Below are 12,708 nucleotides of genomic sequence, written 5' to 3' on the forward strand. Positions count from 1 at the left end.
TTAGTGCTTATTTAACAATTGACAAAGCTAAAAAATTATGCTCAAACCAAAAAAACTTACTCATTTCGTCAAATTTATTACTCTATCATAGGGTATTCTAGGCCAAAGACCCAATTTGCCAATAATTAACGAACCAGCATCCCGGGCTATGTAGTTTATCAATCCTCCGCCAAGGCCCGGGTGTGTTTCCCGGCTTAATATATACACAGGGCGCCGTAATGGATACCGTTGCATACCTAAATCCTCTTGAAAAGGCTGGAAGTAGTCGTCCCGTTTTGTTGGATTTGGTTTCGCCGATACACCCATAACGCGCAAGTCCTTAGCTAATTCGAGTGATAATGGTTCATCGCTATCACTAATCCAGTTCACGCCGATGAAACCCAGCGCTGATGGATTTTTACGAACAAAATCAATAACCTCACGATTAGAGTGCGTAGTGAAAATGCGCAGGTTAGCAACGTTTTTCACATTAAAGGTTTTTAATACAAACTCCAGATTACTGGAATTGTTATTATCGAATACCAAGGTTATTGGACCCGTTTGATTTCCCTCTTTTAATTGTCCCCAAAGTTTTATTTGACCATCGAAAACGCTTTGCAACTCATTCATGGTGATAAGACTGTCTGTATTCGCCTTATTGATAATGAGCGCTACGCCGTCAGTAGCAATTTTTTCGGTTGCTCCTTTTATATTTCGTTGATCCAGTACACCTTTTTCATTAGGCTTCAGTGTGCGCGTGGCAAACACTAATCTGGCGCTATCATGGAGCATCATATTTATGGCTTGCTGCTCCGGCTTGAAAACGACCTTGAAGTGGGCATTTGGATAAATGCCTGAATAAGCCGATGTTAATTGAGTCACCAAGGGCTGAAACGATTCGTCGGCAGCAATAACAATGGAACCTTGTGACGGATTATCTAATGGTGGTTTATCATTTCCACACCCTACGAGGCCGAATATTAATCCAGTAAGAACCAAAAAACGACTAGTCATTTTCCTGAAAACGTTGATAGGCCCGATACGCTCGAAAAGCGCCGTAAATGATCAAAAGTGTGCCCATACTATACCGGAGTAAACCCGGTTCAGGCAACATCCCAAAAGACTGAGAGGAGGCAATCAGTGCGATGCCTCCTCCCAAGTACGCCAGCGAAGCCAGCACTGAAATATACAGCGTTAGCTGCGCTGGACCTCGATCTTGTCCGCGCATAGTGATTATTCCAGCGTGAAGTTGATCGGCAGGTTGTATTTTACCCGAACCGGACGACCCGACTGCTTGCCTGGGCGCCATTTCGGCATCCCTTTCACTACCCGTTGCGCTTCTTCATCTGTGCCGAAGCCCAGCCCCTTCAGTACTTGTACATCCTGAATACTGCCATCTGTATTTACAACGAAGCTTACGAATACGCGACCCGATACGTTAGCCCGTTGAGCTGCTGCTGGATAGCGAAGGTTCTTCTGCAAATACTGACCCAGTGCGGCCATACCTCCCGTAAACTCAGGCTGTTGTTCTACTACCGTGAAGATTTCCTCTTCTTTGGGAGCGGCTTCAACAGCTACCTCTACTTTCGTTGGAGCGGCTGATGCTTCAGGAGCCGCAATGACTTCCTCTGCATTTGGATCACCTTCCTGCGTTTTTTCAGCAGCAACAGCTTCCTTCAGTTCTTCAACAGCTGGTGGTGGCGTTTCTTCGGGCACTTCCTCATCCGGTTTTACTTCCGGCGGCAGGAATTTCACCGTATTCACTTTCGGCATTTCGACCGGTGGTGGTGGCGGTGGTGGCGGTTCATTCGGATCAATGGGTGGCGGTGGAAGTTTCATCAAATCCACCTCAACCATTGCCTGCTCTTCTTTTTCCGGAGTTAAAGCGGTTATAATGTTCGGTGTAAGTACGCCTAGTGTGAACAGAATGCCACCAATAATCAGGGCACGGGTTACAGTTCTAGGATACGTTTTCCGAAGATCGTAAGCACCATATGCTCTGTTCCGGTCGGCAAACACGATATCATCGAGCGTTGCCTTGGAGTCTAATTCTGCCATGGTATTATACGTCTATTTTTGCTTTGTCTTTGAGCAGTTTCTTCTCGTCTGGGGTCAACTGATCCACCAGAGCGTAGCGCTTGAGTTTGGTAATGGCCATTTCGTCCAACACATCAACCATGTTTTTATAGGTCGATAGTTTAGTTGGTTTAATAACAACTACAAACTTCTCGCCACCTACTTTCTTAACATTTTCCTGAAGTGCCTGACGAAATTCATAACCATAGCCTACAGTCTTTACTTCGGGATCTTCGTTGGCCGCTTTACCGAAAATGTAATACGCCTTGTTGTCTTTCCCCAAAAAGACTGTCATTACGTTGGACGCCTTAATAGGCTCCGTTTCTTCCTGTTTTGTTTTATCTGGCACGTTGAGCGTCATCGAAGATGGTTTGCTCAGGGTGGTAGCCAGAATGAAGAACGTAATAAGGAGAAATCCCAGGTCTACCATTGGCGTCATATCCACACGGGTTGACGCTTTCTTAGACCGAACCTTACCACCATCATGCTTACCACCACCACCGCCAGTATTAATTTCTGCCATGTTTTCTTAACAGATTTGCGAGGTGAAAATCGAATTGAGTTGCAACCGCTACGTGCTTAATCAGCTTTCCAACCAGCCGGGGGAGCTTCCGTTCCCGTAATCAAGTTGAATTTATTGATATTCTGCGCTTGTAGCGTAGCTAATACGTTCTTGAATTCGGGGAATTTGGCAAGATTATCGCCTTTCAACGCAATTCGTAGATTGTTATTAGCCTTTCTTGAGTTGTATACCCATTCTTTCAGTTCATTCGTTGGAGCCGCACCCGTCGAATCGGTTGGTATGCCTGGCTGCACTACTTTAGCCTGCTGTTCTTTGGGCAGATTCAGGAACGACTTTAACTGATTAATGGGTATTCCAAAGTTCGACATCAGCGAAAATTCTTTCTTTTCGTTGTTTGTGAACGTAATTCCCTTCGCTGCCGCAATGTTATCCAGCATAGCAATGCGCATTTGCGCATTGTCGATCCCGAAATAGACTTTGCCATCGCGACCAAGACCAATGGTCATGATATCGCTATCAGGGACTTTGATGCCCGATATGGATGAGGGGGTTTCGATCGCTGCCGCATCCTGCGACCGGAACTGGGCCGTCAGGATAAAGAACGTCAGCAATAGAAATGCCACATCGCACATCGCGGTCATATCCACCGAGGAACTAGCGCGTTTTACTTTAACTGCTGGCATGAGTTGTTGTTAAGATTAATAATGAGCTGCGAAATTCTGCTGAATGCTCAAGCCGATTTCATCGATATTGTAAGTCAATACGTCAATACGGCTGGTGAAGTAGCTATACATGATCGTCGCGATAGCTGCTGTACCGATACCAAGAGCCGTGTTTACAAGGGCCTCTGAGATACCAGTTGAAAGCGCACCTGTGTCAGGTTGACCTGTGGCACCCATAGCTGCGAAAGCCCGAATCATACCAAGTACCGTACCAAGTAGGGCGATAAGAGTCGAAACCGATGCCAGCGTTGCAATGATGGTTAAGTTTTTTTCCAGCATTGGCAACTCGAGCGTGGTGGCTTCTTCCACTTCTTTCTGTAATGCTACCAGTTTCTGCTCTTTGTCTAACTGAGTATCGGTAGCTAGTTGCTGATACTTCACTAAGGCAGTTTTTACTACGTTACCGATCGAACCTTTCTGGCGATCGCATTCCTGGATAGCCGCTGCCACTTCATTGCGGTCAAGCTGAGCTTTTACTTTCCGAACGAAATCGTCAATTGAACCTGAGCCATTAGCGCGACCAATTGTGATGAACCGCTCGATGGAGAATACCAATACCGTTAAGAAACAGGTGAACAGAATTGGTACGATAAAGCCTCCCTTGTATACGGTACCGAAGTAGTCGCCAGGAAGGGGTTCTTTTGTGTTATCGCCTTCCTGGAAGTGGCTGCCATCACCGAAGACGAACATGTACGTCAGGATGCCGATTAACAGCAGAACCGGAATTACGAAAGCCGGGTTTAGACCACTCGACGACGACTTTTTTGGTGCCGGTGCTTTGGCGGGTGCTGGAGAGGGAGTTTGTGTTTTCATTGGAACTGGACTGTAGGGTTAAAATTTAAAAGTTGGTTTACCCGGTAAAAAAAGTGAAAAATTTAGACTCTTTCGGTTTGTTCAGCTAAAAAAATAATGGAAATGCCGTCAAACCTTCACAAAAATATGGGTTTTCAGGTGAAAACCATACATTTCTCTATGTCAAATCGTTCACTTTTATTGTAATCCAACAATAAATACTTGGATATATCTGACTTTGCTAACTTATTTTTAATAAAGAAGTTAGCAGGGTAAAGCCTTGTTTCTCAAGTGTCACACCAAAATCTCCACTGCCAAGCTGCGGGTTTACCATGTATAAGGAGGGGCGTTGATCATAAAATAATTGTTAAGGTTGATGAAAATAACTTTTTCGGAGACTATGAAGGAGTTACTTTTTTAGGATAGATGCGGGAAGGAGAGGAATTCCATAAGTCGATTGAAAATAAATAGTGAAGCTAATGCTACCATATTGAAGGAGTAAGTTGGTATGCTAACCAAATTCTGTCCGCCTTTTACAAAGAATCGACCTTGGGTAGCATTTCGGCGAAAGTCTGCTCTGGGTATTTGTTATATTGAATGATAAGCCCTGAAAACCTCCTTTTTATCTGGGCGTATGTATGAGAAATTCCTACCAGAGTTCACATAACCGGAACCATTAACCAGTCAGTGTAGCTTCGTACTTAGGAAAAAGCTTAACAGTTAAATTGTAGCTTATCTAACCGTGATTTATCTTGTGACCGGAGCTTTAGCAGGAGCATGGCGTCAGTTCATCGTGACTCTATCTAACCATACTGCCCCTTTAAAGAGCAGTGTAAGAGTTATGAGTACGCTACAGTTATTAGGTGTAACCAAGAGTTGACTACATACCACCGGAGCCGCTTAAAACCACCTGTATCCTCAGACAGGGAATGAGTTCAAGAGTGAACTCAGATTTCATTACACCGACGCTGAAAATCGTTATGTGGAAAACATTCATTAATACAGAACTTTATTTCTCTCAATGTAGAAATCTGTTTGGGCTTGACCATCCTAACAGGAAATTTGGCAATTGTTAGGTTTGATAATAGCCAATCAGAAATAGATAACCCTTAGAAATTGTAGTATATGGACGATTTGATACTTATGCAGGAGTGTGATTGTATACTTAGCCTTTGGGTTAGGGTAGGCTGGATTAGATCAAGGTACCATTCGTTGAGATAGATCGGAAACCCATCAATACAACCTAAACAACCATCAGTAAAATCTCTGGCAAACCGTAGCGCCTTAGTCCTACTTGCAATTCCTATTCCACTATCGCTTAGAGCCTCTGTGTCGGTAACTGTTATTATGGTTACTATTTTGAAGTTCCAATTGTATACTGATTACAGTTTATCGCCGATCTCTAACCGTTTGGATTCCATGCCTATAAATAAGGTGGAAAATCCAAAGAAACAAGGTTAACTTACTGATTATCAACTCTAAAAATATATTACATTAGATCATAAAATAAACTAATTTTATATAAGTCATATATAGATTTCTTAAAAGAAAGAGAATTGATCTTTAACAAATATTACTTGTTATGTAGCAAATTAATCTATAGCTATTCAATAAAATTTTCATACGAATTGAAACATTACTTAATATAATCTGTGCTCATGGCTATTTCCCGATGTGATTCAAGTGGGTTTTACTAAGTTCTTCGGGATAAACAGTATAGTTTTCGTTATCTAAGAAGGGCTTATCAATCGTGTTGAGCAGGTTGACTAGTCTGTTCTGATCCTCTGGTGAAGCTGATTCGATAAAGTTAGTGGCAACATTAAATACATATAGTTCTAATAGGGCGTGAAAGGATTGTTTCATATTTAATAATACAATTAGGATGAAGGAGATCCAAAGTTAGTTGTTTTTATTAAAATTGTCCTGTTTACACTGATTCTATTTCCGGTATAAACAGTTGATTACTACCACTAAAGTTTTAATAAGGATAGTGTAGTAAATTAATAAGTAAGGAAGAGGTTGACGCTCCCAGAAGCTACCTTTCGCAAGTTCTTCCCATCGTCAAGCTTCTTTAAGGTCAACGCTTTAAATTTATTCTGCTCTTTCAAAGGTTCCAACTTTGCTTGTCTCTACGCTCCTAATCTAGAGGATCATTTTTAAATATATTTAATTCCGAGGATAGCGTGTGCAAACTTTGGTCATTATAGGGTAAGAGCAATTAAGAAAAAGCATTCAAACACACGAGAGTAGTTAATTAGATAGAAGTATACTAAACGTTACAGGTGAAAGCAAATCAGCCACTTACAAGATTTGTAAGTGGCTGATTTCTAATGTCGGGAAGGCGGGATTCGAACCCACGACCTCTTGCACCCCATGCAAGCACGCTACCGGACTGCGCTACATCCCGAATTGGTTTGCAAAAGTAGTGTATAATGAATAATGTACAATGGATAATGATGGAAATTCTATCGCATCATTATCCATTGTACATTATCCGTTAATTCTTGCCGCTTCCCTGAGTAGCAGGTGGTGGCGTGGTTCGTCGTTGTTGCATAGGGTTTGGCCCTTGACCGCCCCCGCGCTGCTGTTGCTTAAACAACTGGAAACGGGTAGGCTGAGCAACACGGGGGAATGAGTTATTTTCTGCGTCGATGTCGGCAATCTCCTGATATGGATCGAGTGTCCATTGCGTTACTTTCTTGCTACTGGCGATTACTTTTTTGATCGATACGTCATTGAATCGCCAGATTTCGGCCGGGAAACGAGCTACTGAGTCTGTACCGTCTTCAAACTGCATCCGAATGATCACAGGCATAGGAACGCCCCCTTTGTTCTTTAGCGAAAGCGTGTAGAAGTTTGTGCCGCTGCTCTTCTCAAGAGATTTACGTTCGTCGTCACTTAACGTAGCGAGGTAATCCTGGTACCTTTTTTTGTCAGTATCCGTGACGGCGTAAGGGTTGTAGCTGTTGTAGAAATCCTTCATTGTTGAATCCTTTGCCACGACCGTCTCCGCTTGCGTAGCTGCGTCACGCTGCTTGCTGATAGTGCCAGCGCGACGCTTGGCTTCAGCCGCTGCGGCTGCTTTTGTAGCTACAGGATCGCCTGAATCAACCTGGAACCAATCAACCTCAACTAAATCCTGATCGACGGGTTCAACACCATAAAACCAGCCTTTCCAGAACCAATCCAGATCAACACCCGAGGCATCTTCCAGAGTTCGGAAGAAATCAGCAGGCTCGGGCGATTTGAAGGCCCATCGGCGGGCGTATTCTTTAAAGGCGTAATCGAACAGGTCGCGACCCATCACTGTTTCGCGCAATATGTTTAGGGCAGTCGCCGGTTTCGCGTAGGCATTGGGGCCGAGACTAATGACATTATCAGATGAAGTCATAATAGGCGACAGTACCGACTTGTCTGATTTCATATAATCGACAATATACTGAGGCTCTCCCCGACGGCTTGGGAAATTGTAATCCCATTCCTTTTCGGCTAGATACTGGCAGAACGTATTAAGCCCCTCATCCATCCAGGTCCATTGCCGCTCATCGGAGTTAACAATCATGGGGAAGAAGTTGTGCCCCACTTCGTGGATGATTACCCCAATCATGCCTGCCTTAACTTGCTCTGAATACGTACCGTCAGGCTCGGGGCGGCCGCCATTAAACGAAATCATCGGGTATTCCATGCCGCCCCCCGCCGTAGCGTGACAAGAAATAGCGACAGGATAGGGGTATTTAATCGTACGATTGCCGTACGATTTCAATGTATGCTCCACTACGCGAGTCGAATATTGCCCCCAAAGTGGATTGCCTTCTTTGGCATAATAGGACATTGACCAGATTTTATGCCCATCCCCGTAAACATCTGTCTGCATCGCATCCCAGATAAACCGGCGGCTGCTCGCAAAAGCAAAATCGCGCACGTTCGTTGCGGCAAACACCCACGTTTTCTTACTTACTTTATCAGTTGGCTTGGTTTTCAAAGCGGCTTCGGCTTCGTCTTGTGTCACGATCACAATTGGCTTTTTAGACGTAGCAGCTTGTGCCATGCGCTTCTGCTGCGTAGCGGTTAGCACTTGCTTGTAGTTCTGACACTCGCCCGTGGCGCCAACGATGTGATCGCCTGGAGCCGTGATTGCAACCTTATAATTGCCGAAAATAAGGGTGAACTCGCCCTGGCCCAGAAATTGCTTGTTCTGCCAGCCGTTGACGTCATTGTAGGCGCACAAACGCGGGAACCAATGCGCAATGAAGTAGTTGTAGTTGCCGTCTTTCGCGAAAAACTCCATACCACTGCGACCGTAATATTCAGTAACGAAGTAATTCCAGTCAACGTTGAACGAATACGTACCACCCGGCTTTATGGCCGCTGGCAGATCAACACGCATCATGGTTTGGTTGATTGTGTACTTCAACACCGTGCCCGATTTAGCATCCTTAACCGACGTAATATGATAGCCAAATTTGTCAGAAGCTTGCTGGCTGCTACGTTCCCGAACGGAGGTTAGATTTTGCAGCTGAGCGAAACTCATGCCGCTTTCGTTGACCCCGCCCGTACGCGTTACGCTGCCAGTAGAACCTTTCGCAAATAGATTCTGATCGAGCTGGAGCCAGATGAATGGTAACTCGTCAGTTGAATTGTTGTGATACGTTACCGTTTCTGAGCCAATGATTTTCTGATTGGCATCGTCAAGCTCGACTTTGATGTCATAGTCGGCGCGGTTTTGGAAATAATCCTTTCCAGGTGCTCCCGACGCCGTGCGGAACGTATTGGGCGTGGGTAATGTGGGGCCGAGTTGTTCAAAGCGCGTGTTGGCGCTTTGGGTTTGTGCCGCTGGTGCCTGCGCTAGCAAAGCTGACGACCAGATGGTCAAACTAGCCAGTAATACTACTTTTTTCATAGTCTGTTGTAAGTTAAGACGCTACCTAATTTTTGCCACTGCCTTGCTTGGCGGGTGACTGTTGACGTTGTTGCTGCATTGGGTTAGGACCTGCTGCCGTTCCGCCACGCTGTTGCTTAAATAATTGGAAACGTGTTGGTTGTGCAACCGGTGGGAACGAATTGTCTGCGGTGTTAATATCGGCTATTTCGTAATAGGGATCGAGCGTCCATTGCTTCACTTTTTTGTTAGTGGCAATTACTTTCCTGATCGATACGTCATTGAATCGCCAGATTTCGGCGGGGAAACGAGCTACTGAGTCCGTGCCATCTTCGAACTCCATACGAAGGATGACTGGCATCGGAATTCCGCCTTTGTTTTGCAGCGATATTGTATAAAAATTAGTGCCAGCTTCAGCCAGCAGACGTTCCTCTGCTGATAGGGAGGCTAGATAGTCCTGATACTTTTTCTTGTCTTCTTCTGTGACTGCATAGGGATCGTAGCGGTTGTAGAAATCCCGCATCGTGCTGTCTTCAGCCACTACGCTCTGGTCTTTACTTAGGGCATCGCGTTGTTTGCTGATCGTGTTCAATCGGCGTTGAGCGGCTGTACGGGCTTCGGCTTTGGTGATCTCAGGATTTTGTGAGTTGGCCTGGAACCAGTCAACTTTTACGAGCGACTGATCAACAGGTTGAACGCCGTAGAACCAGCCCTTCCAGAACCAATCCAGATCAACGCCCGAAGCATCTTCCAGGGTACGGAAGAAATCAGCCGGTTCAGGACTTTTGAACGCCCACCGACGAGAAAACTCTTTGAAAGCGTAGTCAAACAGGTCACGGCCCATAACCGTTTCACGCAGAATGTTAAGAGCGGTAGCAGGTTTGGCATAAGCGTTTCCTCCAAACGTACCACGGGGAATGTTATCCGAACTACTCATAATCGGAACCTGCTGGCTTGAATCGAGCTGCATGTACGGCACAATATATTGAGGATCGATGACATGGGCCGGATAATTAGCATCCCACTCCAGGCAGGCTAATCCTTCAAGAAAGCTATTCAACCCTTCGTCCATCCAGGACCATTGTCGTTCATCAGAATTGACGATCATGGGGAAGAAGTTGTGACCAACTTCATGAATAATTACCCCGATAAGTCCATTTTTGGTTCCCACCGAGTAGGTACCGTCCGCTTCTGGGCGAGCCCCGTTAAAGCTGATCATTGGGTATTCCATGCCACCAACCGGGCCATGAACAGAATAGGCTACTGGATAAGGATAAGCAATTGTCCGGCGCGAGTAGGAGCGAAGCGTGTGGGCTACAAGCCGGGTTGAGTATTGGCCCCAAAGCGGATTGCCTTCTTTGGGATACAAAGACATAGCCCAGACACGTTTTCCTTCTACATTAGGTTGCAGGGCATCCCAGATGAATTTTCGACTGGTGGCGAAGGAGAAATCACGAACATTATCGGCTTTATAAATCCATGTTTTTGTGCCGGTCGGTTTTCCTTTTTCAGCGGCTTCGGCTTCGGCCTGCGTGACGATGACAACGGGATTTTCGCCGGGTTTGTCGCCCTTGCCTTTGGCTTCATTCCAGCGTTTTTGTTGCGTAGCAGTCAAGACCTGAGCTGGATTCTGCAACTCACCTGTTGCGCCAACAATGTGATCGTTAGGTACAGTCAGGGCTAGTTTATAGTTGCCAAAGATCAACGTGAACTCGCCCTGCCCTAAAAACTGCTTGTTTTGCCAGCCGGTTACATCACTGTACGTACAAAGCCGCGGAAACCATTGGGCTATTTCGTAGATGTAGTTACCGTCTTTTGGGAAATATTCATATCCTCCCCGAGCGCCTACTCCCTTAACATCTACGATCTGGAAATTCCAGTCAATTGAAAATGTCACAGTTTTGCCCGGTGCTACAACCTGCGGCAAGTCAAGACGCATCATCGTCTCATTGATGGTGTACTTCAAAGGTTTGCCTGCCTGATCCTGTACCGAAGTAATTTTATGTCCGTAATCTTTGCCTTTGAGCGATCCGGCCGGGTCAATCTGTTGGAGAGAAGCACCCCGTTCAGCACTGATGCTGCTAGTGGAAGCAGTTCGGCCAATAACATCGGGCCGGAACAGATTTTGATCCAACTGTAGCCAGAGATAAGGAAGGGCATCCGTCGAGTTGTTATGATACGTAACGGTTTCAGATGCCGTTATTTTCTGCTTAATATCATCAAGAGAGGCTTTGATGTCATAGTCGGCGCGGTTTTGGAAGTAATCTTTTCCGGGTGCGCCCGACGCCGTCCGGAACGTATTGGGCGTGGGTAATGTCGGACCAAGCTGCTCAAAACGCGTATTGGCTCGCTGCGTTGGTGTTTGCGCCTGTGTATAGCCTATTGAAATGGCTAAACTCGTCGCTAGCAAAATTATCTTTTGCATATTTAACGTATAGTTGTTGATAAAAAGGGTAAAGTTACGAAAAAGGGTCTTTAAATAATTTTATTATGATGGATGGCAAACAGTTCGTTCATAAATAATTGCTTTATTTCAGCAATTCACTCAAATATTCATTATTGATAATGAGTGATAACGACATGCCTGCGACGATTCCAGACACGATGAGGGTCCACCGTAATCGACTGCTACGTAGTATATCGAGCAGGACAAAAGCCAGCGATAGTATCAGGCCTACAATAACCAGCTGACCAATTTCCAGGCCGATGTTAAACGCCAGTAGTGGCTTAACAATAGCGGCTTCACGCCCCAGCAAACTTCGTAGGTAGTTGGAAAACCCCATACCGTGAATCAAGCCAAATAGTAAGGCCAGACCGTATCGCCAGGAACGGTTGGACGTCTGCTGCTTTGACGACGACCTGCTTTTGGATTCCTGAAAAAAGAAATTGGTGATGGCCGTAATAAGAATAGTAATTGGGATGAGCAATTCTATCAGATCCGTTTTGTAATGGATGAGATTCAGGGTCGCCAACGCCAATGTAATCGAGTGCCCAATTGTGAAGGCCGTAACCAGAATGAGTACCTGCCGCCATTGTCGGATTGTATATACAGCGCAAAGGGCAATTACGAACAAAATATGATCGTACCCTCTTGGGTCCGTAATGTGGTCGAAACCTAAGCGGAGGTAAATGAAAAACTCATCCATAGGCTATTCGTTGAACCAGCTGGCATACATAACGTAGTTGTTGGCAGTACGTTTGAAAATCTCTTCCTGCTCCGGCGAAACGGCTTTCAGGAAGCGGCCAGGATTTCCCGCGTAAATAGAACCCGGTGGCACAACCGTATGCTGTGTGATGATCGCTCCTGCCGCAATAATACTTCCTTTGCCAATAACTGCTCCGTCCATTACAATGGCCCCCATCCCAACCAGCACATTGTCTTCAAGGGTACACCCATGAACGATGGCATTGTGGGCAATGGAAACGTAACTACCAATCGTCGTTTTGTATTTCTGGTAGGTGCAGTGAATAACCGCTCCGTCCTGAATATTGGTGCGGTCCCCAATGGTGATGGAGTTAACGTCGCCCCGAACAACCGCGTTGAACCAGACCGTGCAATCGCGGCCCATCGTTACGTTGCCAATGATTGTGGCATTTTCGGCGAACCAGCAATTCTCGCCAAATTGAGGATGGATATTATGAACAGATTTAATAAGTGCCATAACACAAATATAGGCCCAGGCAAATAGTTTGTATACTCGGTTCGTATATACATAAAAAAAGAAGGGCTGATTCGA

At 45.4% G+C, this 12,708-nt stretch carries 10 protein-coding genes and 1 tRNA gene; all 11 read right to left on the reverse strand.

Features of this window, described 5'->3' with window-relative positions; genetic code table 11:
• Positions 1 to 60 precede the first annotated feature (60 nt).
• Entirely contained in the window at positions 61 to 993 is a 933-nt protein-coding gene (locus BM202_RS09920) for a PstS family phosphate ABC transporter substrate-binding protein (RefSeq protein ID WP_093825495.1), read from the reverse strand.
• Positions 986 to 1,207, reverse strand: coding sequence for a hypothetical protein (locus BM202_RS09925; protein ID WP_093825497.1), 222 nt, complete (start codon positions 1,205 to 1,207; stop codon positions 986 to 988). Before BM202_RS09925 ends, BM202_RS09920 begins: the two co-directional genes overlap by 8 nt.
• A gap of 5 nt (positions 1,208 to 1,212) precedes the next feature.
• Positions 1,213 to 2,037, reverse strand: a complete 825-nt coding sequence (locus BM202_RS09930; RefSeq protein ID WP_093825499.1) for an energy transducer TonB — start codon at positions 2,035 to 2,037, stop codon at positions 1,213 to 1,215.
• A 4-nt stretch (positions 2,038 to 2,041) separates the two neighbouring features.
• Positions 2,042 to 2,578 carry an ExbD/TolR family protein gene (locus BM202_RS09935; protein ID WP_093825501.1) on the reverse strand — a complete coding sequence of 179 codons (537 nt, stop codon included), beginning with the start codon at positions 2,576 to 2,578 and terminating at the stop codon, positions 2,042 to 2,044.
• Between the two features lie 56 nt (positions 2,579 to 2,634).
• Positions 2,635 to 3,261 (reverse strand): ExbD/TolR family protein, encoded by a 627-nt coding sequence (locus tag BM202_RS09940; RefSeq protein WP_093825503.1) that lies wholly within the window; start codon positions 3,259 to 3,261, stop codon positions 2,635 to 2,637.
• A 15-nt stretch (positions 3,262 to 3,276) separates the two neighbouring features.
• On the reverse strand, positions 3,277 to 4,113 hold the full coding sequence (locus tag BM202_RS09945) for a MotA/TolQ/ExbB proton channel family protein (RefSeq protein WP_093825505.1): 837 nt from the start codon (positions 4,111 to 4,113) through the stop codon (positions 3,277 to 3,279).
• Positions 4,114 to 6,425: 2,312 nt separating this feature from the next.
• A tRNA-Pro gene (locus BM202_RS09955) sits at positions 6,426 to 6,499 on the reverse strand.
• 90 nt (positions 6,500 to 6,589) lie between these two features.
• On the reverse strand, positions 6,590 to 8,992 hold the full coding sequence (locus BM202_RS09960) for a M1 family metallopeptidase (RefSeq protein WP_093825510.1): 2,403 nt from the start codon (positions 8,990 to 8,992) through the stop codon (positions 6,590 to 6,592).
• Between the two features lie 25 nt (positions 8,993 to 9,017).
• Positions 9,018 to 11,396: a M1 family metallopeptidase gene (locus tag BM202_RS09965; RefSeq protein WP_093825513.1), complete on the reverse strand. Its 2,379-nt coding sequence runs from the start codon at positions 11,394 to 11,396 to the stop codon at positions 9,018 to 9,020.
• 103 nt (positions 11,397 to 11,499) lie between these two features.
• Complete coding sequence (locus BM202_RS09970; RefSeq protein ID WP_093825516.1) at positions 11,500 to 12,117, reverse strand: HupE/UreJ family protein; 618 nt, start codon at positions 12,115 to 12,117, stop codon at positions 11,500 to 11,502.
• A 3-nt stretch (positions 12,118 to 12,120) separates the two neighbouring features.
• Complete coding sequence (locus tag BM202_RS09975) at positions 12,121 to 12,633, reverse strand: gamma carbonic anhydrase family protein (RefSeq protein ID WP_093825518.1); 513 nt, start codon at positions 12,631 to 12,633, stop codon at positions 12,121 to 12,123.
• Positions 12,634 to 12,708: the final 75 nt, after the last annotated feature.

Source organism: Spirosoma endophyticum (assembly GCF_900112365.1).
Taxonomy (GTDB): Bacteria; Bacteroidota; Bacteroidia; order Cytophagales; family Spirosomataceae; genus Spirosoma; species Spirosoma endophyticum.

What these genes read in the sequence shown, in the direction of transcription:
- BM202_RS09920 (WP_093825495.1), bottom strand. Translation starts at nt 993, where the DNA reads ATGACTAGTCGTTTTTTGGTTCTTACTGGATTAATATTCGGCCTCGTA.
- BM202_RS09925 (WP_093825497.1), bottom strand. Translation starts at nt 1,207, where the DNA reads ATGCGCGGACAAGATCGAGGTCCAGCGCAGCTAACGCTGTATATTTCA.
- BM202_RS09930 (WP_093825499.1), bottom strand. Translation starts at nt 2,037, where the DNA reads ATGGCAGAATTAGACTCCAAGGCAACGCTCGATGATATCGTGTTTGCC.
- BM202_RS09935 (WP_093825501.1), bottom strand. Translation starts at nt 2,578, where the DNA reads ATGGCAGAAATTAATACTGGCGGTGGTGGTGGTAAGCATGATGGTGGT.
- BM202_RS09940 (WP_093825503.1), bottom strand. Translation starts at nt 3,261, where the DNA reads ATGCCAGCAGTTAAAGTAAAACGCGCTAGTTCCTCGGTGGATATGACC.
- BM202_RS09945 (WP_093825505.1), bottom strand. Translation starts at nt 4,113, where the DNA reads ATGAAAACACAAACTCCCTCTCCAGCACCCGCCAAAGCACCGGCACCA.
- BM202_RS09960 (WP_093825510.1), bottom strand. Translation starts at nt 8,992, where the DNA reads ATGAAAAAAGTAGTATTACTGGCTAGTTTGACCATCTGGTCGTCAGCT.
- BM202_RS09965 (WP_093825513.1), bottom strand. Translation starts at nt 11,396, where the DNA reads ATGCAAAAGATAATTTTGCTAGCGACGAGTTTAGCCATTTCAATAGGC.
- BM202_RS09970 (WP_093825516.1), bottom strand. Translation starts at nt 12,117, where the DNA reads ATGGATGAGTTTTTCATTTACCTCCGCTTAGGTTTCGACCACATTACG.
- BM202_RS09975 (WP_093825518.1), bottom strand. Translation starts at nt 12,633, where the DNA reads ATGGCACTTATTAAATCTGTTCATAATATCCATCCTCAATTTGGCGAG.